The organism is Neobacillus cucumis, assembly GCF_023715505.1.
This window is the reverse complement of the sequence record NZ_JAMBOH010000048.1, coordinates 1-20,869: the sequence shown is the minus strand read 5'-3', so window position 1 is coordinate 20,869 and position 20,869 is coordinate 1. Positions and strand designations below refer to the sequence as shown.

21 protein-coding genes and 12 tRNA genes are annotated in these 20,869 nt (G+C 41.5%); 25 read left to right on the top strand and 8 right to left on the bottom strand.

Features of this window, described 5'->3' with window-relative positions; genetic code table 11:
- Positions 1-50: 50 nt before the first annotated feature.
- The 12 genes from M3226_RS29735 (at position 51) to M3226_RS29680 (ending at position 1,682) form a co-directional block, all read left to right on the top strand.
- A tRNA-Pro gene (locus M3226_RS29735) sits at positions 51-127 on the top strand.
- A 23-nt stretch (positions 128-150) separates the two neighbouring features.
- Positions 151-227, top strand: a tRNA-Met gene (locus M3226_RS29730).
- A 13-nt stretch (positions 228-240) separates the two neighbouring features.
- Positions 241-333, top strand: a tRNA-Ser gene (locus M3226_RS29725).
- Between the two features lie 307 nt (positions 334-640).
- A tRNA-Met gene (locus tag M3226_RS29720) sits at positions 641-714 on the top strand.
- Between the two features lie 93 nt (positions 715-807).
- Positions 808-900 (top strand) — tRNA-Ser (locus M3226_RS29715).
- A gap of 163 nt (positions 901-1,063) precedes the next feature.
- Positions 1,064-1,137: transfer RNA gene (locus tag M3226_RS29710), tRNA-Met, on the top strand.
- A 3-nt stretch (positions 1,138-1,140) separates the two neighbouring features.
- A tRNA-Asp gene (locus tag M3226_RS29705) sits at positions 1,141-1,217 on the top strand.
- Positions 1,218-1,260: 43 nt separating this feature from the next.
- A tRNA-His gene (locus tag M3226_RS29700) sits at positions 1,261-1,336 on the top strand.
- A gap of 16 nt (positions 1,337-1,352) precedes the next feature.
- Positions 1,353-1,427, top strand: a tRNA-Gln gene (locus M3226_RS29695).
- A 7-nt stretch (positions 1,428-1,434) separates the two neighbouring features.
- Positions 1,435-1,508, top strand: a tRNA-Cys gene (locus M3226_RS29690).
- Between the two features lie 12 nt (positions 1,509-1,520).
- Positions 1,521-1,594, top strand: a tRNA-Gly gene (locus M3226_RS29685).
- 14 nt (positions 1,595-1,608) lie between these two features.
- A tRNA-Ile gene (locus M3226_RS29680) sits at positions 1,609-1,682 on the top strand.
- A gap of 632 nt (positions 1,683-2,314) precedes the next feature.
- On the opposite strand, the gene M3226_RS29675 is transcribed toward M3226_RS29680, so the two are convergent.
- Together M3226_RS29675 and M3226_RS29670 are read right to left on the bottom strand one after the other, a co-directional pair.
- The gene (locus M3226_RS29675) at positions 2,315-3,106 is read right to left on the bottom strand and encodes a Cof-type HAD-IIB family hydrolase (protein WP_251572924.1); all 792 of its coding nucleotides are present in this window, start codon (positions 3,104-3,106) and stop codon (positions 2,315-2,317) included.
- A gap of 146 nt (positions 3,107-3,252) precedes the next feature.
- On the bottom strand, positions 3,253-4,218 hold the full coding sequence (locus M3226_RS29670; RefSeq protein WP_251572922.1) for a LacI family DNA-binding transcriptional regulator: 966 nt from the start codon (positions 4,216-4,218) through the stop codon (positions 3,253-3,255).
- Positions 4,219-4,392: 174 nt separating this feature from the next.
- Between M3226_RS29670 and M3226_RS29665 the strand changes: the two genes are divergently transcribed.
- The 8 genes from M3226_RS29665 to M3226_RS29630 all read left to right on the top strand — a co-directional run bounded on the left by M3226_RS29665 (position 4,393) and on the right by M3226_RS29630 (position 12,111).
- Positions 4,393-5,160, top strand: a complete 768-nt coding sequence (locus tag M3226_RS29665) for a sugar phosphate isomerase/epimerase family protein (protein WP_251572920.1) — start codon at positions 4,393-4,395, stop codon at positions 5,158-5,160.
- Complete coding sequence (locus tag M3226_RS29660; RefSeq protein ID WP_251572918.1) at positions 5,157-6,116, top strand: sugar kinase; 960 nt, start codon at positions 5,157-5,159, stop codon at positions 6,114-6,116. Before M3226_RS29665 ends, M3226_RS29660 begins: the two co-directional genes overlap by 4 nt.
- Position 6,117: 1 nt before the next feature.
- Positions 6,118-7,404: an MFS transporter gene (locus M3226_RS29655; protein WP_251572916.1), complete on the top strand. Its 1,287-nt coding sequence runs from the start codon at positions 6,118-6,120 to the stop codon at positions 7,402-7,404.
- A 373-nt stretch (positions 7,405-7,777) separates the two neighbouring features.
- Positions 7,778-8,755, top strand: a complete 978-nt coding sequence (locus tag M3226_RS29650) for a LacI family DNA-binding transcriptional regulator (RefSeq protein ID WP_251572914.1) — start codon at positions 7,778-7,780, stop codon at positions 8,753-8,755.
- Between the two features lie 108 nt (positions 8,756-8,863).
- Positions 8,864-9,508, top strand: coding sequence for a 3-hexulose-6-phosphate synthase (gene hxlA, locus M3226_RS29645; protein ID WP_251572912.1), 645 nt, complete (start codon positions 8,864-8,866; stop codon positions 9,506-9,508).
- Positions 9,505-10,050 carry a 6-phospho-3-hexuloisomerase gene (hxlB, locus tag M3226_RS29640; protein WP_251572910.1) on the top strand — a complete coding sequence of 182 codons (546 nt, stop codon included), beginning with the start codon at positions 9,505-9,507 and terminating at the stop codon, positions 10,048-10,050. The genes hxlA and hxlB overlap by 4 nt, the downstream gene beginning before the upstream one ends.
- A gap of 368 nt (positions 10,051-10,418) precedes the next feature.
- Positions 10,419-11,450, top strand: coding sequence for a fatty acid desaturase (locus M3226_RS29635; RefSeq protein ID WP_251572908.1), 1,032 nt, complete (start codon positions 10,419-10,421; stop codon positions 11,448-11,450).
- A 148-nt stretch (positions 11,451-11,598) separates the two neighbouring features.
- Positions 11,599-12,111: a response regulator gene (locus M3226_RS29630; RefSeq protein ID WP_251572906.1), complete on the top strand. Its 513-nt coding sequence runs from the start codon at positions 11,599-11,601 to the stop codon at positions 12,109-12,111.
- 199 nt (positions 12,112-12,310) lie between these two features.
- Here M3226_RS29630 and M3226_RS29625 read toward each other — a convergent pair whose 3' ends face one another.
- From M3226_RS29625 to M3226_RS29610, 4 genes are all read right to left on the bottom strand, one after another.
- Positions 12,311-12,499 (bottom strand): hypothetical protein, encoded by a 189-nt coding sequence (locus tag M3226_RS29625; RefSeq protein WP_251572904.1) that lies wholly within the window; start codon positions 12,497-12,499, stop codon positions 12,311-12,313.
- Between the two features lie 169 nt (positions 12,500-12,668).
- Positions 12,669-13,874: an MFS transporter gene (locus M3226_RS29620; RefSeq protein WP_251572902.1), complete on the bottom strand. Its 1,206-nt coding sequence runs from the start codon at positions 13,872-13,874 to the stop codon at positions 12,669-12,671.
- Between the two features lie 4 nt (positions 13,875-13,878).
- Positions 13,879-14,304 (bottom strand): MarR family winged helix-turn-helix transcriptional regulator, encoded by a 426-nt coding sequence (locus M3226_RS29615; protein WP_251572926.1) that lies wholly within the window; start codon positions 14,302-14,304, stop codon positions 13,879-13,881.
- 153 nt (positions 14,305-14,457) lie between these two features.
- Positions 14,458-15,048, bottom strand: coding sequence for a guanylate kinase (locus tag M3226_RS29610; protein WP_251572899.1), 591 nt, complete (start codon positions 15,046-15,048; stop codon positions 14,458-14,460).
- A 344-nt stretch (positions 15,049-15,392) separates the two neighbouring features.
- On the opposite strand from M3226_RS29610, the gene M3226_RS29605 reads away from it, so the two are divergent.
- Complete coding sequence (locus M3226_RS29605; RefSeq protein WP_251572897.1) at positions 15,393-16,031, top strand: hypothetical protein; 639 nt, start codon at positions 15,393-15,395, stop codon at positions 16,029-16,031.
- Positions 16,032-16,070: 39 nt separating this feature from the next.
- Here M3226_RS29605 and M3226_RS29600 read toward each other — a convergent pair whose 3' ends face one another.
- The gene (locus tag M3226_RS29600) at positions 16,071-16,997 is read right to left on the bottom strand and encodes an SDR family oxidoreductase (protein WP_374110707.1); all 927 of its coding nucleotides are present in this window, start codon (positions 16,995-16,997) and stop codon (positions 16,071-16,073) included.
- 185 nt (positions 16,998-17,182) lie between these two features.
- On the opposite strand from M3226_RS29600, the gene M3226_RS29595 reads away from it, so the two are divergent.
- From M3226_RS29595 to M3226_RS29585, 3 genes are all read left to right on the top strand, one after another.
- Entirely contained in the window at positions 17,183-17,356 is a 174-nt protein-coding gene (locus M3226_RS29595; protein WP_251572893.1) for a hypothetical protein, read from the top strand.
- Positions 17,357-17,490: 134 nt separating this feature from the next.
- A complete protein-coding gene (locus tag M3226_RS29590; RefSeq protein WP_251572891.1) occupies positions 17,491-18,456 on the top strand; it encodes a quinone oxidoreductase family protein in 966 nt (321 codons plus the stop codon).
- A 15-nt stretch (positions 18,457-18,471) separates the two neighbouring features.
- Positions 18,472-19,302 (top strand): MBL fold metallo-hydrolase, encoded by an 831-nt coding sequence (locus tag M3226_RS29585; protein WP_251572889.1) that lies wholly within the window; start codon positions 18,472-18,474, stop codon positions 19,300-19,302.
- A 111-nt stretch (positions 19,303-19,413) separates the two neighbouring features.
- Here M3226_RS29585 and M3226_RS29580 read toward each other — a convergent pair whose 3' ends face one another.
- Positions 19,414-20,166 (bottom strand): class I SAM-dependent methyltransferase, encoded by a 753-nt coding sequence (locus tag M3226_RS29580; RefSeq protein ID WP_251572887.1) that lies wholly within the window; start codon positions 20,164-20,166, stop codon positions 19,414-19,416.
- A gap of 135 nt (positions 20,167-20,301) precedes the next feature.
- Here M3226_RS29580 and M3226_RS29575 point away from each other — a divergent pair, with 135 nt between their 5' ends.
- Positions 20,302-20,685 carry a hypothetical protein gene (locus M3226_RS29575; protein WP_251572885.1) on the top strand — a complete coding sequence of 128 codons (384 nt, stop codon included), beginning with the start codon at positions 20,302-20,304 and terminating at the stop codon, positions 20,683-20,685.
- Positions 20,686-20,869 lie beyond the last annotated feature (184 nt).

Below are 20,869 nucleotides of genomic sequence, written 5' to 3'. Positions count from 1 at the left end.
GACTACGAATCAAAAGGTCGGGAGTTCGAATCTCTCAGGGCGCACTTTAACGGGAAGTAGCTCAGCTTGGTAGAGCACTTGGTTTGGGACCAAGGGGTCGCAGGTTCGAATCCTGTCTTCCCGACCAGCCGAAGGTTAATAATTGTTTATGGCGGTGTAGCTCAGCTGGCTAGAGCGTACGGTTCATACCCGTAAGGTCGGGGGTTCGATCCCCTCCGCCGCTACCATATTGTTTTTTACGGAGGAATACCCAAGTCTGGCTGAAGGGATCGGTCTTGAAAACCGACAGGCGGGTTAAACCGCGCGGGGGTTCGAATCCCTCTTCCTCCTCCATTTTTACTTTATTTCTTATTATCGCGGGGTGGAGCAACGAGCGTTGCTTCAATGAAAGAACTGCGAGTTGTACCCATCGAGCTGCTGCTTGAGTAGGCTTACTGAGATGGGGACAGTCAGTAACAAAACATGGAGCATACTCCAAACTTAATAATTTTTACTATCGCGGGGTGGAGCAACGAGCGTTGCTTCAATGAAAGAACTGCGAGTTGTACCCATCGAGCTGCTGCTTGAATAGGCTTACTGAGATGGGGACAGTCAGTAACAAAACATGGAGCATACTCCAAACTTAATAATTTCTAATTATCGCGGGGTGGAGCAGTCTGGTAGCTCGTCGGGCTCATAACCCGAAGGTCGTAGGTTCAAATCCTGCCCCCGCAATTTGGTCCGGAAGTTCAGTTGGTTAGAATGCCTTACTGTCATGCAGGTCGGGGGTTCAATCCCCGACGCCGCTACCATATAGTTGTTTTTTACGGAGGAATACCCAAGTCTGGCTGAAGGGATCGGTCTTGAAAACCGACAGGCGGGTCATACCGCGCGGGGGTTCGAATCCCTCTTCCTCCTCCATATTTACTTTATTTTTTACTATCGCGGGCTGGAGCAACGAGCGTTGCTTCAATGAAAGAACTGCGAGTTGTACCCATCGAGCTGCTGCTTGAGTAGGCTTACTGAGATGGGGACAGTCAGTAACAAAACATGGGCATATTCCAAACTTAATAATTTCTATTATCGCGGGGTGGAGCAGTCTGGTAGCTCGTCGGGCTCATAACCCGAAGGTCGTAGGTTCAAATCCTGCCCCCGCAATTTGGTCCGGTAGTTCAGTTGGTTAGAATGCCTGCCTGTCACGCAGGAGGTCGCGGGTTCGAGTCCCGTCCGGACCGCCATTTTTAAACTAGTAGCTTAGCTGCTATTGATATATATATTTTGGCGATTGTGGCGAAGTGGTTAACGCACCTGATTGTGGTTCAGGCATTCGTGGGTTCGATTCCCATCAGTCGCCCCATTTTCTTTTAAACTATTGGGCTATAGCCAAGCGGTAAGGCATCGCACTTTGACTGCGACATGCGTTGGTTCAAATCCAGCTAGCCCAGCCATTCTTAAGGCAGCATAGCCAAGTGGTAAGGCAGAGGTCTGCAAAACCTTTATCCCCGGTTCAAATCCGGGTGTTGCCTCCAAATTTTTATATTGCGGGTGTAGTTTACTGGTAAAACCTCAGCCTTCCAAGCTGATGTAGTGGGTTCGATTCCCATCACCCGCTCCATTGATTTAAATTATGGGCCTATAGCTCAGCTGGTTAGAGCGCACGCCTGATAAGCGTGAGGTCGATGGTTCGAGTCCATTTAGGCCCACTAAATTAAATGCCTGATTTCCATATGGAAATCAGGCATTTTTTATATGTGAGATATTTTTGATTGTATATGCTGTTGAAGGACAATAAGAACACATATGAATACAGATTAAGTTCGCAGGAAACATCCATGAGGACAAAAAGAGGGCAGTCAAAGCCATCGCAATCCGCATGAAGTGTTCATGAGGACAAAGAAAGGAGAATCCAAACGAGAGCTGTCCACATGGAGTGTTCATGAGGACAAAAAGAGGAGAATCCAGGCGAGAGCTGTCCGCATGAAGTGTTCATGAGGACAAAGAGAGGAGAATCCAAACGAGAGCTGTCCACATGGAGTGTTCATTAGGACAAAAAGAGGAGAATCCAGGCGAGAGCTGTCCGCATGAAGTGTTCATGAGGACAAAAAGAGGAGAATCCAAGCGAGAGCTGTCCGCATGAAATGTTCATGAGGACAAAAAGAGGAGAATCCAAGCGAGAGCTGTCCACATGGAGCGTTCATGAGGACAAAAAGAGGAGAATCCAAGCGAGAGCTGTCCACATGGTGTACCCATGAGTACCAAAAGAGGGCGGTCCATACCATCTCTGTCCGCATAGAGAAACCACCCACCATGCGAACAATTTCTAAAGCTGTTCCGCTTAAACGGCAAGCCCTTCCTCCAACAGTCCAACCTTAATAAGTCCATTAAGGATTCCATTTTTAGAACAAGAGGTAGTGATGATATCCGCAGCTGCTTTTGCTTCTGGCACGGCATTCCCCATCGCTACCCCTGTACCTACCGTAGTCAACATCTCAATGTCATTTAATCCATCCCCAAAGGCAAAGGCACTTTTTTCATCCATATCTAACACTTCTAGAAGTCTACGGATTCCAATTGCTTTTGATGCCCCACGAGGGAGAATGTCGTAGGCAACATTATGCCACTTTATGAAACTGAAATCTGGGAAAAGGTCAATATACTGTTGAGCATCCTCTACACCGCAATATAAATGGCCTTGATAGATGGACAATTCGTTATAATACTCTTTATCGACTTCAGGATAGGGCATCTTCAATGAATCAAAACTGGCTTCAATAAACGGATGGTCTCTCTCACTAACCTTATAATCCTCATGACTACAGAACGCTAATGCATGACCATTAAGAGCCGTTATTGATGACATGGATTGCAGGACACTAGGTTTAATTGGATTGGAGTATATCTCTTTTCCTTGGTACACCACATATTGTCCATTCATGGATACATAAGAATCAATATTTAGTTCCTTTTGAATCCAATAGAACATTTTTGGGACACGGCCTGTGGCAATGACGGTTTGAATCCCTTTATCCTGAAGCTGACGTACAGCTTTCTTTGTGGACTCTGGTAATACTTTTTTATCATCTAGTAGAGTTCCATCAATATCAAAAAAAACAATTGGTTGTTTCATTTTATACACCTCCGGTAGAATACAACACTGTCGTTACGCTCGAGCGGGTATCTGATCACGCCGACAAATGTTGTATGGTCTTGCACCTATAGCATATTTTATGAAACGCGTTTCAGGTCAAGTATATTTGAGAATTCTTTATAAAGTCATACTGTCCCTCGTTTAATTAATGTAATAGGCACTTCTTGATAGAAAGGCTCGTCACTTTGGAAAATCCCTTGAAGAAATAGTCTCTTACCTATTTGCATAAGAGGGATTTCGATTGTCGTGATGTGCATCATTTGTGCAATTGGCTGATTGTTAAAACCAATAATGGCTAAATCATTCGGAATGGAAATGTTGCGATTGCGCGCACTGGTGACAACTCCTGCTGCCACTTCATCACTTGTTACCAGCAAAGCGGAAGGGGGATTAGCCATTTGTTGAACTTTATCGACTACTTTTTCGCCATCTTCAAAATGGAGGCAGTGACTAATAATATAATCGGGATTGTAAGACAGCTGATATTTTTCAATAAAGTGCTGATAGGCTAGAGCTCTATTTTTGCTATTTGTACCTGAGCTGCGGTAGATGCAATAGCCGACTTTACGATGACCTTTCTCGTATAAGTACTCGAGGGCTGTCATGAAACCCTGATAGTGGTCTACAAATGTGGAGGGAACTTTCCTGCCCCTGGTATCTTCACATAATGTAATCGGGCCATAGGATAAATATTCTTCGATAATGGGCCAGCTGGAGATCCTTGAACAAATAATTAAGCCATCAATTTGCTTTTGTTTAAGCATTTGCAAGGCCTCAAGTTCCTTATCCTCATCATAGTTGGTCTGAAATAGGACCAGTTTATAGTTATGGCGTAATGCTTCCGCAGCGATGCCCTTAATTAAGCGAGAAAAGTATGGATGGTCGATAAAGGGCACGACTACACCAATAAGAAAGGTCTTGCCCATGCTTAAATGCACCGCATTAATATTAGGCTGATAATTACTTTCCTTAATGGCGGCTAAGACCTTTTCCCTTTTTTCCTCACTTACATAGGGGTGATCATTCAAGACCCTTGAAACAGTGGTTACTGAAACTCCAGCCATCTTGGCTAAATCTCTAATGTTTGTCATCTCATCACCTACCCTAAGTTCTTGCTAGTTAATATGATTATAGTACATTGGGCATTTTTTTTAAAAAATATGGTTGCAAAAACGCTTTCATTCGGTTTATAATACAGGTAAATCGATTTACTAAACCGATTTACTAAATCAGTTTAGAATAATGTTCATCTAGAAAGGATCTTAATGATGAAAAACATGATTGTCTCGTTAAATGCTTTTGATAGCAGCGAAGTGACAACAAATGGTCAAAGCTCATTTGTAAAACTGATTGCTGAGGCCGGAGCTTATGGTATAGAGATTCGCCGCGAATTATTGCCGGCTGGCGACCATCAGCTTGATCAAATAAAGAGTGAAATTGACCGCTTTGGACTATTCACTGTTTATTCTGCTCCAATTGAATGCTGGAAAGAGGATTGCCAGTTAAACAATGAGCAGTTGAATAACATTTTTCAAGAAGCTGTTGTCCTAGGTGCAAACTGGGTAAAGGTATCATTAGGACATTTTCAGCAAGATAAATCAAATATCGCCGAACTAGGTGAGTTCCTGAAGAAGCAAAAGGAAATACAACTGTTGGTTGAAAATGATCAGACTCCTTATGGAGGAAATGTTCAGCAGCTACAGGCATTTTTTGAAAGCGTTGTTGAACAAGAGGTACCAGTCAAAATGACCTTTGATTCTGGAAACTGGTATTATTCTGGGCAGGATGTAGAGGACGCGCTCAAAAGGCTGGCTCCATATGTCAGCTATCTTCATTTAAAACAAGTTACGAAAAAGCTTGAAACCATACCGCTTCAGCCGGTTGGGGAGCACAGCTGGAAGAAAGTAATGAGTAGTTTTCCGGCGGATATCTTGAAGGCACTAGAGTTTCCAATTGTTCCGAAAGAAAAAACGAAGGACTATATCCAAATGATTACGGATATGGCTAGAGAAAGAGAGGAGTTATTATCATGAAAAAGCTAGATGTTGTTACCTTTGGAGAAGCGATGACGATGTTTATCGCCAATCAACCGGGTGCGTTACATGAAGTAAGTCAGTTTACACGGGAACTTGCTGGTGCTGAAACCAATGTCGCTATTGGTCTTGCAAGGCTTGGACTTTCCGCCGGCTGGGCAAGTAAGCTTGGGAATGACGCATTTGGCAGGTTCGTTCTCGACCGCCTGAAAAATGAAAACGTCAACATTGACCATGTTTGGTTTGATGACAAATATCCAACAGGATTTCAGTTGAAATCAAAGGTGCTTGAAGGTGACCCTGAGGTACAATATTTTCGCAAAGGGTCGGCAGCAAGTCATCTAAATATAGCCGATTTTAAGGAAGAGTATTTTTTAGCAGCTAAACACATGCATATGACGGGGATTCCATTAGCGATTTCGGAAGAGGCAAGGGAATTTGCTAATCATGCGTTAGCCTTTATGAAAAAAAATGGCCGCACCGTTTCCTTTGATACGAATTTGCGTCCAAGTCTTTGGAGTTCACAGGAAGAAATGGTTAAACATATTAACGAAGCGGCATTTCAGGCTGATTATGTTCTGCCAGGGATTGCTGAGGGAGAAATTTTAACCGGTTTCAACGATCCTCGTGATATAGCTTCTTTTTACCTTGATAAAGGTGTTAAGCTTGTGGTGATTAAGCTTGGCGGCGCGGGGGCATTTTATAAAACAACGTCAGAGGAAGGGACGGTGCCAGGATTTAAAGTGGAGAAAATTATTGATACCGTGGGCGCTGGTGACGGATTTGCGGTGGGAGTTATTAGTGGATTACTAGATGGACTCAACATCAAAGAGGCGGTTATAAGAGGAAACGCGATTGGTTCCCTTGCAGTTCAAGCACCGGGAGACAATGATGGTTATCCGACAAAGGATAAGTTGTTAACTTATATCGAAAAAAATTTTCAGGGAGTGAAATAGGATGAAACAAACGATCGCAAAACAAAGATGGCTTCGCTTAATTCCAATTGCGTTCATCACCTACAGTCTTGCCTATCTTGACCGTGCTAACTATGGTTTCGGGGCAGCGGCAGGATTAGCAAAGGATCTTCATATTACACCTGGTACTTCATCATTACTTGGCTCGCTATTTTTCTTAGGTTATTTCTTTTTCCAAGTGCCTGGTGCTAGTTATGCTGAAAAGAAAAGTGCAAAGAAACTGATTTTCTGGTCATTGATTTTATGGGGCGGTTTAGCATCAGCGACCGGTTTAATCACCAATATCAAACTATTATTTGTGATTCGGTTTGCGTTGGGGGTCGTCGAAAGTGCTGTTATGCCGGCAATGCTTGTGTTCTTAAGCCATTGGTTTACAAAAGCAGAACGCTCTCGTGCGAATACATTCCTAATTTTAGGTAACCCTGCTACTGTTTTATGGATGTCAATTGTATCAGGTTATTTATTAAACTCTGTAGGCTGGAGATGGATGTTCATCGTTGAAGGGATGCCTGCAGTCATCTGGGCCTTCATCTGGTGGAAGTTAGTTAATGATAAGCCAAGAGATGCAAAATGGTTAACAGAACAAGAAAAACGTGATTTTGAACTACAATTAGAAAAAGAGCAAGAAGGTTTGAAAGCGGTTAAAAATTACGGTGAAGCATTCAAATCAAAACCAGTTATTTTATTAAGTGCTCAATACTTCCTTTGGAGCATTGGGGTATATGGGTTTGTGATGTGGCTTCCGTCGATTATTAAAGCAGCACCAAATATGGATATTGTGACAACAGGCTGGTTATCATCTGTCCCTTATATCTTAGCAGTTGTGTTAATGTTAGCGGCTTCCTATTTCTCAGATAAAACGTTAAACCGCAGCGGTTTTGTTTGGCCATTCCTATTCATTGGTGCAATTGCCTTTTATGCTTCATATGCGATTGGCACAAATCATTTCTGGATTTCGTTTATCCTTCTTGTAATTGCAGGCGGGGCAATGTACGCTCCATACGGACCGTTCTTTGCGATTATTCCTGAGATCCTCCCTCGTAATGTGGCAGGTGGGGCAATGGCGCTTATTAACAGTATGGGTGCGTTAGGTTCATTTGTTGGTTCGTATATTGTTGGTTACTTAAATGGAGCTACAGGTGGATTTGGTGCGTCTTACATCTTTATGGCAGGTTCATTATTCCTTTCTGCACTCTTAACTGTTTGGGCGGTAAAGGCTGCAAAAAAGGAAAGTAACCGCAAGTCATCTGGTGTGAAAGTAACTGCTTAAACTTGAAAATCTGGTGATGGATGATTGGCGGCGCAGCCGACTATCATCCTCTTTTTAAATGGGATAAGTATAAAAGCTTTTGACTTTGAGAATTGTCCACTCCAGGCTCCATCGGCTCGAGGTCACACCAATCCGTCCAAAAGGTTAAAAAGCAACCTTTCGGCCGGCTTGTCTTATGTTTGGCTACAGAAAGCTATCGCTTTCTGTACGCATTAAGGGCGACTAGTCTTTGACCCTGCTTTTGGCAGCCAGTCGACAAGTCGCCCTATATCGGAGCTGACCAAGGCGCTTGCGTTTTTCTTAGTAACTGGTAAATTTCCATCATTGCCGCTAAAATAAAGTCATTGATAGTGAATGAAAGAGGACGAGTGAAATGGAAAAAGTGACGATGGCAGATGTTGCGAAAGCAGCTGGTGTTTCCAAAAGTACGGTTTCACAGTATTTAAATAATCGCTTTGAATATATGAGTGAAAAAACAAAACAAAAAATTGAAGAAGCCATTGAAGCATTGGGGTATCAGCCTAACTATATTGCTAGAAGTTTAAAGCAAAAACGGACTTCAATGGTGGGTATTATTGTCGCGAATATTATGCATTATTTTTCAACCGAGGTAAGCAGGGCGATTGAGGATTATTGCAACTATCACGACCTGCACGCGATTGTTTGTAATGCCGATGACGATCCTGAAAAAGAAAAGAAATATATTGATATGCTGCGGGCCAAACAAGTGGATGGCTTGATTATTTTTCCAACCGGACAAAATAATCAATTATATGAGAATATGATTAGGCAAGGTTATCCAGTTGTGTTTGTGGATCGGAAAGTGCAAAATCTACCTGTCTTTTCCATTGTGACCGATAATCGGGAGTCCACCTATCGTGCGATTCAGCAATTTGTAGCGAAGGGTCATCGGAGGATTGCATTTGCTGTTCAGCCCTTGAAGGTGAGTACCCGGACGGAGCGATTTGAGGGCTATCAGCAGGCCATGAAAGATGCCGGGCTCGAAATCAACCCGGATTATGTGATAGAATCCGATATTCCGGGGATGAAAAGTAAGCTTGAAGAACTCTTTTCATTGGAAGAAAGACCGACAACCATTTTTGCTGGTAATGATCGTGTCTTTTTAGAGGTAGTCAGGTGTCTACGAGATAAAGGATTGAAGATTGGTCAGGATATCGAGTTAGTAGTATTTGATAATATTCCGTTTGCCCAGGTGGTGGAAACGCCGGTTACATTTATTATTCAACCAGCAAGTGAGATGGGAACAAAGGCTGCGGAACTGTTATTTGAACAAATTAATAAAGTTGACAGAGAACCAGAAGAGTTTATTTTTCCAAGTAAGTTGGTGTAGCAGGGGATGTTGGTCATCCCCTCTATTCAATTGTGTTAAAATGTCGTATACTTTCACTAAACCGATTTAGTAAACCGTTTTACTTTTGAGAAAAAGGAGCTTATTAAAATGAAAATACAATTAGCTTTGGATCGAATGAAGATTGCGGAAGCCATTGAGCTAACGAAGAAAGTTGAGGATTCAATTGATTGGATTGAGGTGGGTACATCCTTAATCAAGGAATTTGGTGTTGCCAGTGTGAGAGAACTGAAACAGGCATTTCCTGCAAAAACAGTGGTAGCGGATATTAAAACCATTGATAATGCTAGGTATGAATTTGAAATGTGTTATGAAGCCGGAGCAGATGTAGCGACAGTAATGGGTGTATCCCCGCTTGTCACGATTGAAGCGTGTATGGAGGTAGCCCGTCGGTATAATAAGAAAGTTATGATTGACTTATTGAATACATCTTCAGAGCAAAAAAGTTTATTAATGAAATACAAGGAAGCCCTTTTTTGTGATCATGTTAGTAAGGATGAACAGGAGGAAGCGGGCTCGCTGAATCGTGGAACCAATAATGGACTGCTTTTTGATGATCCAGCCATTCAGGTGGCGGCTGCCGGCGGAATTACGTTGGAGGTAATTGGTGCATTAAGGGCAACATTGAATCCTGCTGTTGCGATTATTGGGTCGGCGATTACAAAAGCAGAAAATCCCGCTGAAGCGGCTATTAAGTTCAAACAAGTTTGCCAACAGGAGGAGGAGTTAGTATGATTGTTTCTACTATTTTAAGGGAAATTGAGACAGTATTAAGTCAAGTGGCAGAAGATCAACTGCAAGAAATGGCTGGCGAATTACAAAAGGCAGAACGTATTTTTATTATTGGTGAAGGACGGTCTGGATTAATGGCCAAATCGTTCGCGATGAGATTAATGCATTTAGGTGCAACGGTTTATGTTGTTGGAGAAACAATCACTCCAGCGATTGGCGAAGGAGACTTATTGGTCGCTGTATCGGGATCTGGAACTACCAAGAGTGTTGTTTGGACATCTGAAAAGACACAATCACTTGGCTGCCAGATTATTGCAGTGACGACTAATCCAGAATCACCACTAGCAGTTGTTGCAACTAGAATCCTGAATGTACCGGCAGCAACCAAATACCGCCGTGAAAATGAACTAAAAACCATCCAGCCGCTGGGCTCCTTATTCGACCAATGCGTCCACCTGCTATTTGACACCATCTGTCTGCAGTACAGCCAACTAAGCAGCGTAAGCAACAACGACGCCTTCGCCCGCCATAGCAATTTAGAATAACGGGATGTTGTAAATAGTATAAATGGTGCCTGACACCACTCGTGTACAGTGTCCATTCTACCTGCACATTGACAGTGATGAGCATCGAAGCCTGGCAGATTCAAAGGAGACCTTTGAATCTGCCTTTTTTCTGGAGGTTGGAACGAGGGAAGAGGAAGTCAATAAAAAACTTTAAAAAAATATTATGTAATTTCTTCCATTAGACCCGCTGAAAACCGAGTAAAATCAACGGTGCCTGACACCATTTGCAATATTTACACCTTAAATATGACATTTATCATGGTTGTCATATGACACCTGCTACTAACATGTATTTTTATCTTCCTCTATAATTTGAAGTAACAATAAGAAGGAAGGGAATTTACGAAATGACCATACATGATACGAAAAATTTAAAGAAACAAATAGCTCCATTTGAAAAATCAACAACTAAAGAGAGTATTTTCCAAATTATTAACACAGTTGTCCCTTTTATTGCACTTTGGTACCTAGCTTACGCGAGCCTGTCGGTGTCGTATTGGTTAGCTCTGGTTCCGATTATAATTGCAGCGGGTTTCTTAACAAGAATTTTTATTATTTTCCATGATTGTACTCATTTCTCCTTTTTTAAGAGCCGTCGTGCCAACCGTATCGTAGGAACGTGTATGGGTGTTCTTACCTTGCATCCTTTTGATCAATGGGGACATGACCACTCCGTTCACCATGCTACAAGCGGTAATTTAGATAAGCGTGGTACAGGGGATATTTGGACGCTGACAGTTGATGAATATCTAGATGCACCGCTGAAAACACGTTTGGCATACCGATTTTATCGTAATCCTTTGGTTATGTTTGGATTCGGTCCCATTTATGTATTCCTTTTAAAAAATCGATTCAACCGCAAAGGTGCCAGACCAAAAGAACGTAACAACACGTATTTAACTAATATTATAATAGCCGCCTTGGTTGCCTTGCTTTGTTGGGCGGTCGGCTGGCAGTTGTTTTTGGTAGTACAAGGCTCTATTTTCATGATTTCAGGAGCAGCAGGTATTTGGCTGTTCTATGTACAGCATACCTTTGAAGACTCATATTTTGAGCATGACAAAGAGTGGGAATATGTATTAGCAGCAGTCGAAGGAAGTTCCTTCTACAAGCTTCCCAAAGTATTACAATGGCTAACAGGTAATATCGGTTTTCACCATGTTCACCACTTAAGTCCAAGGGTCCCTAATTATAAACTGGAAGAGGCGCACGCTAACACCTCTCCATTACAGCACGTCCCTACGATTACTTTTGCGACAAGCCTTCGTTCACTGAGATTTCGTCTTTGGGATGAGAAAGCAAAGAACTTTATCACTTTTAAGGATATAAAAGCTGTTGCGAAAAAGAGAATATCTGTTCAAGCAAAACCTGAATTATAAAATCGGCTGACTCCTCTTCTATCTAGAGCTAGAGGAGTCGCAGTCTTACAGGATAAAAGTAAATATATAAATAGAGAATGTGCCAGTTTCAACACCAACTAAACGGTGCTTGCGCATTTCCTTAGCTGCGGATAAGGAGAGAACAAATGTGATTCGAATTGTAATAGCGGAAGATCAGGAAATGCTGTTAGAGGCAATTGGTACTCTCCTCAATTTGGAAGATGATATGGAAGTCATCGGACTTGCGGCAGATGGGGAAGAGGCCATAAGGCTTGTACAACGTTTAAAGCCGGATGTTTGTCTAATGGATATTGAGATGCCCATCAAAAGCGGCCTAGAGGCAGCAGAAATCCTAAAACCATTGGGCAGTAAAGTGATTATTTTGACTACCTTTGCTAGAGAGGGCTATTGGCAGCGGGCGTTAAAAGCGGATGTAAGAGGATATTTACTGAAAGACAGTCCCAGTGAAGTGTTAGCATGTTCTATTCGAAGCATTATCGCTGGCGGGCGGATTTATTCTCAAGAACTAATGGACGAAAGATTTGAGCAAGAAGGTATGGAAACTAGTAATGATTTGATTTCGCAAGATAAGCCGATGCTTGGGACTGTAAAAAGGTACCTTTCTACGATAAGGGAAAAAATGAAGCTCCCTACAGGTTAATAAAAAAAGGCGCTTGCACCGGTGAAGGTGCAGGCGCCTTTTTCATAAAACTAATTAAACGTTTAGTTAAGAAGTTTTCAGACCCTGATACGTCAGGAGTTTAAAAAACTAATCAAACGTTTAATTAATATTTTCACTAAACTAATCAAACGTTTAATTAAAAATCACTTGCTTTCTTGAAGAGAAAAGTGGAAGAATATTAGGTCTCCAAAACAATTTGTTTGTCTTTTTCGACTTCCAAAGCCGAGACAATATAGGCAAATCCATTCATCAAAAAAAACATGACATTTGATTGAAGCCGTTCACTTTCTCCTAAATAAGTATTTATCAAAATGATAACGGAATACAAAATGACAAAAAATAATGCAATCTTATTAAATATGGCCACCCAGAACAACCCCTCTATTTAGGATCCTTATTTTATCATATTTCCTTCAAGCAGGTCTTATGCAAGTGTTTGACATGTATTAGAAAAGCGCAAGCGCCCTGGTCAGCGGCGTATGGCCTGGAGTTAGACAAGTTAAAAAGAGGCAAAAGCTATTTGCCTCTTACTATATTTATGCTGCTGACTTAAGATTTGCTCGTAAATCATGTTCCTTTTTACCATGTAAGAAATAGTACAGAACCGTAGATACAAAAACAGCCAAGCCAAGAATCACATATAATGATCTATAACCCGTTACTGGAATGATGAATCCAAGTATATAAGGTCCAAACCCTAGTCCTGCATCAAGAGCGATAAAGAATGTTGAAGTGGCCAATCCCATCCGGTGCGCCGGTGTTAATTTGACTGCAATAGCCTGTGTGCTTGATTGCATATTTCCAAAGCCAAGACCTATCAGAGCGCCGGCCACAAGTAACATAAGCCCTGAATTGACCGAGCTTAGAAGTACCATTCCAGCTGCTAAAATAACAAAGCCAGGGTACATAATATAGTTTGCACCTCTCGTGTCCATCAAACGGCCGGTAAAAGGGCGTGAGAATAAAACGGCAATCGAATAAATAAGAAAGAAAAAGCTTGCTGCACTAACTAAGTTAATTTCATTCGCATAGAACTTAATAAATGAAAGAACACTTGAATAACAAAAAGAAATAACAAGTGTTATGAGAGCAATCGGCACAGCCTTAGGCTCAATAAAGTTTGAAAGCTTAAAGCCTTCTCCTTGTGTTTCGCCAGTTTGTTTTGCCGTTACGGTTACAGCAGGAACATACACAAACAATGATGTGATGAAACTTATGATTCCCAAAACGACGGAAAAAATAAAAATCATTTGGAAAGTGGTATGCAGCGTCATATATAGTCCGATGAACGGACCAATTGCTGTAGCTAGTGTAGTACTCATGCTAAAGTAACCAATTCCCTCTGCTTTCCGTGCGGCCGGAATAATTTGGGCGGCAACCGTACCAGTAGCAGTTCCGACAATACCAGCAGCAATACCATGCAATAAACGGGTAGTCAGCATGATGCCAATATTAGAGCTGATTAGATAAAGAAGTGTCGTTATGATAAAGAAAACCAGACCAATAAACAACGTTCTTCTGCGTCCTAATGACTCAATGAAACGGCCGGTAAAAAGTCTGCCGATTAAAGAGCCGATAATAAAGATGCCTGTGACAAGGCCTGCCTCACTTGTGGACGCATGAAATTGATTAACTGCATACTCCCCAATAATGACAATTAATAAATAAAACACAAGGTTTATTAAAAAATTGATACCAGAAACAATAATAAAATCCTTTGTCCATAATCTTGATGAATTCACTTTATTAACCCCTCTTTGTAATATTATTTCGAATTTCCCCCATGATCCGGATGGCCTCAATTTGCTCCTGCTCCGTGATCCCTTCTAAGATTTCTTGTTCGTATTGATCAATTGTTACACGCACATCTTTATATACTTTTTGTCCAGCAGCCGAAAGCTGCATTCTTTTTTCACGTTTGTCCTTGCCAGGGACATGCTCGACAAGCCTTAGCTCCTCTAAACGATTAATCGTTCGGGTAACAGTGGGTTTCTCCACACTCATATAATGGGAAAGCTCGACTAGTGTCGCCGATTCATTATTAGCTAAGTAGTATAAAATCGTCCATTGTGCTCTATATAACTGGTGCTCTGCAAGATGAACATTCAGCCTATTTTCAAACGGCCGATACATCATAAGTAATTGGTTAAAGAACTTTTGAGAAGTTTTTATCGAAAACACCTCTTTATTTTTAAAAAGTAGTTACCATGGATAATAGTTATCGTAGGTAACTATAATAATTTATCACAATTACCTGTATTATGTCCAGTCCATAAATAAAAAAGGCAAACAGTGTTGGGCACTGTTTGCCATCGTTGGGACATATTAATAATCGGATACTTCAAGATTCCGATCTAAAAAGGATTCAATCAATTCGCTGATTTGATAGGCAACTTGTGGGGAATCATAATTTTCATATGCATATTCACAGCTGTTTTTATAACTCATCGTTTCATCGTAATGAGTCATATGCCGCTCAATTACATCATCAGCATCTTGACGGTCATGCTGTCTTTGGATAACGGTATCACGGTCAGCATAGATAAAAATCCGCACCACATGATTGCCATACATCTTTTTCAACTTTTCCGTGCCCTCGGGATTTAAGGTTAAATAGACGTAGTCGTGATTTTGAAAAGCATCAACGATGTCCTGTTCACGGATTCCATAATGAATCCCATCAATTTCTACACTTTCAAGAAATTCTTGGTTAGTTTCCATCTGATTGAAGGTTTCTTTGCTAACAAAGTGATAGTCTTCACCATTTTTTTCATAGTGACGTGGGGAACGAGTGGTGTAAGAGATGACGGTATCCATATCAAACGCGGTAGCGACCATTTTCGAAATCGTCTTTCGACCTGATCCATCGGGACCTGTGTACACAAATATTTTTTCTTTTCCTTTGATTTGATACATAGTGAAGCCTCCTTTGGTATGAATGTAAAAATAGTTTTTTGTGGGTTTTTCAGATGCTTATGGGGATTACTACCATTATATCAAATATGCGGTGGAAATAGATGGTTTATTTGGATGATTTTGTTTAGAAACAAACAATCCTAATTGCATAATCAGATTAATGGATGCTAAGAGAAGTCAAACTTAAAAGGCCCTCTCTTCTATCATAACCTAAATGTTCAATAAAAAAAAGTAATTAATTTTTATCAAATACGATAAGTTTTACTTATTAAAAGGAAAGATTAGTAGATTCAGTCTGCTATACGGTACAATAGATGGGATATTTAAATAGTAGGAGAACAACGATGGATATGAAAGAGCGATTATTATTGCAATATTATTATGAAAAATTGGTAGGAAGTACATTTGATGAGAAAGATCTCTATGGTTTTTTATTACTTATTCGGAATCATAGTAAAGGGATTCGAAGCATACAAGAGCTGTCTGATTTTGTGATGCAACGTGATCAGTATCAAGGCTATGTAAAACAATACCTGTTTGAAATGAAAAAGAAGTTTGAAAGTCTTGGGAAAACAAAAACGGCTATTCGAATTGAAGATGTGTTTTCGTTTAAAGAAATAAAGAATGGACTAAACAAAGCTTTGGCGGCCGTTGGATTAGAGGGGTTATCAAACGAACCGGTGAATGATTTTGTAACATGCCTAATTTCGGTTCTGCAACAGGTGGTGATTGTCGAGGACGACCGTGAGATAGGGAAGTTATATTTTGCGCTTTCCAATAAACAGATTATCCTAATGGCAGAGGTAGAGGTTATCCAAAACTTATTTAAGAAAACAAATGCGGTGTTTCCGGTCCTAACGGCGAATAATAGTTATGTCGATATCAAAAAGCAAGACCGTTATGATACGCCATATTTATTTGTTGATAAGATAGTGGAGGTTACAAACGAAAAAGGTAAGCTGGAGATTACGATTCCTGAATAGAGGTAAGGGCGGTGGATGGTATCTAACCGCCCTTTCTAATTAGGATGAAGTTACTTGCCCGCCATTTACATGTAGTGTTTGTCCGGTCACAAATCGGGAATCATCGGAAGCGAGATAGACATAGGTTGGGGCCAGTTCAAAGGGCTGGCCTTGGCGCTGCATCGGGTTGCCTGGGATTGGTACTTGATCTGCAGAGAAGCTCGCCGGAATAAGCGGTGTCCAGATCCTTCCTGGGGCAACAGCATTTACTCTGATTCCTTCTTTGATTAAATTACGGGCCAATGCCCTTGTGAAACCAACAATTGCTGCCTTTGTGGCGGAGTAGTCAATTAATTGATCATTCCCATAATAGGCAACGACAGATGCGGTATTGATGATAGAACTGCCCGCTTTTAAGTGTGGAAGGGCAGCACGGGTTGTGTAAAAATGAGAATAGATGTTGACTTTAAAGGTATCATCGAATTGCTCGTCGGTTATATCCAGAAGGCTTAACTGCTGAAATTGGATTCCTACATGGTTGCAAAGAATATCGAGCTTACCAAAGGTTTGGACGGTGTTTTCAACAATCGATGCACACTGCTGTTTTTCCCGAAGATCTCCAGGTAATAATAAACATCTTTGCCCAAGCTCTTCAATCCGAGATTTGGTTCGATTGGCATCTTCATGTTCGTCTAGATAGGCGATAGCCACATTGGCCCCTTCTTTGGCGAAAGCAATCGCAACTGCTGCCCCGATCCCGCTGTCCCCGCCTGTAATTAGTGCCACTTTTCCTGTTAGTTTTCCACTTCCCTGGTAGTTTGGATTTTCGATGATCGGACGTGGTACCATGAGTTTTTCAACACCTGGCTGACGCAGCTGCCGTTGTTCTGGAACGGTCAGCGGAATGTCTTCGTAGCGTGTGATCTTTCCGTAATGGGGATATAAAGGATAGTTGTTGGATGGATTTTGATGGTCATCGTGTGCCAATGGAATTCCTCCTAGAAAAAACATTTTTCTGTTACAGTATGTTTTTTGGGCGAACACAGTGCATGTTTTCCGTTAGGGAGCCGTCGGTCGATTATAGGTTTTTGAAATTCAATTAAGGACGGGCTCACTATTGAACTAGACCGAATAAGGTGGAGGAAAAGGAGTATTTCCAAGGAGGATCGTACATGCCAAACTATCAATATTACCGGGAGGCACAATTATTGTTAGTCGACCATTCTGATGAAAAGGTAGCCCTACAATACAACTCTAATCTGCAGCCAATCTTAATGCCTCAAATCGGACCGCGGCCACCCTATTATTGCCATCCTAGATATGAACAATATTATCCTGTTATCTAAAAGCCTTGAACTTTACGAGGCTTTTTTGGATTCCATCATGGTGAAAAAATAAAATGGAGTTACTTGCTTTCTAAAAGCCAATTCTAAATAATAAAAACGTAGTCATTAAATATAGAATGAATGAGGGTATTTAGTTGAAAGCACTAGTATTTAATACATTTGGAGGACCAGATGTTCTCGAATATACAGAAATCGAACAACCAGTGATCGGTCCGGATGAAGTTCTGGTAAAAATGAAGGCGATTGGCCTTAACTTTGCTGATATCTACAGAAGAAAGGGAAACTACCACTTAGCAGGCAAGCCGCCTTATATCTTAGGTTATGAAGGGGCAGGGATTGTTGAAAAAACAGGAGCAAATGTGGATGGGGTTAAGGTGGGTGACCGAATCGCATTTGCTGATGTCCCCTATGCGAATGCTGAGTTGACTGCTGTCCCATTTGAAAAAGCTATCCCAGTTCCGGAGCAAATCTCATTGAATGATGCTGCATCCGTATTGCTTCAAGGGTTAACCGCACACTATTTAACTCGGGACAGCTACGCTGTGAAAGAGAATGATGTTGTTCTGGTTCATGCCGCTGCTGGCGGAGTTGGACAGCTGCTCGTCCAAATCATAAACCTGCTCGGGGGAAAGGTAATTGGTTTAACCTCATCTCCTGAAAAAGCGGCTGCAGCTATGGAAGCAGGAGCCGAAACAGTATACTTGTATCAGGATGATTGGAAAAGCCAGGTTCTTGGGTCGACAAACGGTAAAGGCGTCGATGTGGTTTATGAATCAGTAGGGTCCACCCTTTCCAATAGTTTTGAGGTTACTCGAGTTGGTGGAACGGTGGTTTTCTATGGCATGGCTGGAGGAGACCCAGCGCCTGTGGATCCAAGAATGTTAATGGATACGTCCAAGACCCTGACTGGCGGAGATCTATGGAACGTGCTGACTTCCCGTGAAGAGCGGGTCGTTAGGTCAAGAGAGCTTTTCCGCTGGATAGAAGAGGGGAAAGTCCGGGTAGCAGCGCCAACCATTTTCGCGTTGAAGGATGGGCAGGAAGCTCACCGGTACCTTGAAAGCCGCAAGAGTACAGGGAAAATATTATTAATTCCTTAGGGAAAGGGAGCAGCCATGATTCAATTTCAAAATGATTCGATAACGGTATTTCAAAGTGCCTTATTTCAGACAACTTGTACGGTAGCGGTGACGAAGGACCTCGTGATCGTGGTAGATCCAAACTGGCTTCCCCATGAAATAGAGGAAATCAAGGAACATGTTGCTCGTGTTAAAGGGGATCGGGCCTTGTATCTTTTGTTTACTCACGGGGATTTCGACCACATCATCGGATATCATGCGTTCCCGGATGCGAAAGTGATTGGCAGTAAAGGTTTACAGGAACATCCAGAAAAAACGCAAAAAATAGAGCTCATTCAGCAATTTTATAATGAGTATTATATTGAGCCTCCTTACGAGGTCGGCTTTCCGGAAGTAGACTACTTGATCCATGAAGATGGACAGCAGCTGGTGTTGGGGGAGACGATGCTAACCTTTTACTTAGCGCAGGGTCATACGCATGATGGCTTATTTACATTGGTAGAGCCGCTTGGGCTTTGGGTGGCGGGCGATTATGTTTCTGATTTTGAGCTGCCATTTATCTATTATAGTGCAAAAGCGTACGAGGGGACGTTGCGGAAAGCAGAGCAAATTTTGTTGAATCATAAGGTTTCAGTATTAGTCCCGGGGCATGGTCAAACTACTTTTGAACAAGCGGAGATTAAGCGCCGGATTCAACTGTCACAGAATTATCTAAGCCGGTTGATTGATGCTGTGGTCGATGAGGATGTAGAGCGACTGAGAGCCTTAGAAAAGGAAATGCCTTTTTCGTCTAACTTTACGAAGGAATGTCATAAAGACAATGTGGAGATTGTACGGAAGGAGTATGTTGGCAGTAAAGGGATATAAATGCAATTTACTTTTTCTCAAATTCTATATTATAACAAAAAGGAGCCTAATCCTCGTGCAGCTATGAGGATAGGTTCCTTTTTTAAGTAAAGAATATAGCTGTTTATGATCTTACACATTCCGGTACAAATACAACCCAAACCCCAAAGTATCACGGCCCCATTTTAAATACGTACGTCTCCAAGACCGAATTCGCTCTAGCATTGCGTCAACATCCGGGTCATCTGGATTCTCTAAACTATAATTCTCAATAGAAGAAGAATAAAGCCACTCATAATCATCCCATTCTTCATCACTTGCCACATAGGACCAGAGCGGGATTAAACCTAACTCCTCGCCAGCCATGACCGTATCGGCATGACTTTTACATTCCGACTCATCCGCCCCGCCTAACGCCTCCAAATATTCAGGACTCGGTGTCTGCTTCCAATACCCTTCACCAACTAGAATATAGCCATTCTTCTTTACGAGAGTTTTTAGCGTTCTTAAAGTCTCCTCAAGACCGCCCAAAGCGTGAGAAGAACCAATGCAAATTCCTAAATCAAAACTCCCAAGTTCTAATCTTTTTACGGCAATCCCTGCGTCCTCTTCAATATAGTCAATGCTTCTGTCTGGAATCCTACCTGCAGCCGTTCGTTTCGCTTCTTCAATTGCACCGCCATACAATTCAATGGCCGTCCCTTTTACCTGATAGTTTTCCACCAAGCGGGTTAACAGTTCACATTTTCCGGCTCCAATATCTATCACTTTATCGTTGGCTTTTGGAACAGCCGTGCCTACCATTTTCATAATCTTAGCTTCACTGATAGGATTTGCAAAAGCATGATAACGGTGGGCTATTGCTGAAAATTTATTTCGATCCATCTTTTAATCTCCTTTTATCATACCAACTTATTATAATACAGGCTGCGGGCAACCAACTGGATCAATCGTTTAAAAAGTTGAAACTTAGTCCAACTTTTTTCGTATATATAAGAAAGAAGAAAAGGAGATGTAACGATGTTTTTAGCAGAATTACCGCGAGAGGAAAAGACCGCTTTTCTTGAACTAGCTGTTTTAATTGCATCCATTGATGGGAATTTATCGATATTTGAAACGTCCATACTCAACAAGTATCAGAAGGAATTAGGGCTAGATGATTATGAAACGACAGGAATGAATCTCGACGATATTTTAAACAGTTTTAAAAGCGAACGATCAAAGAATATCGTTTTAACGGAACTCCTACAGTTGATTTATTCAGATGGTGTCTTTCATGACCAGGAAGGCGAATCTATCCGGCTAATAAAGGAACGCTTTGGTTTTGAATCAAATGAATTTGGGAGCTTTAAGGATTGGATTGATAAAATTAAAGAATTATCATTAACTAACAAGAAATTATAAGGCCCTGGATCCAGCTTTATTAAAGTACTGGGTCCTTTTATTTTTTTTAGTTATTCCCACTAGTGTTGCATTAAAAATGTCGTAATTTTCAGTTTAGTCATCTTTCTTATTTAGAGCCAAAAAAGTAAATACCCAATCAAAGGTGGCTCCATCCATTTGGAAATTTATTTACAATTAGACCTAT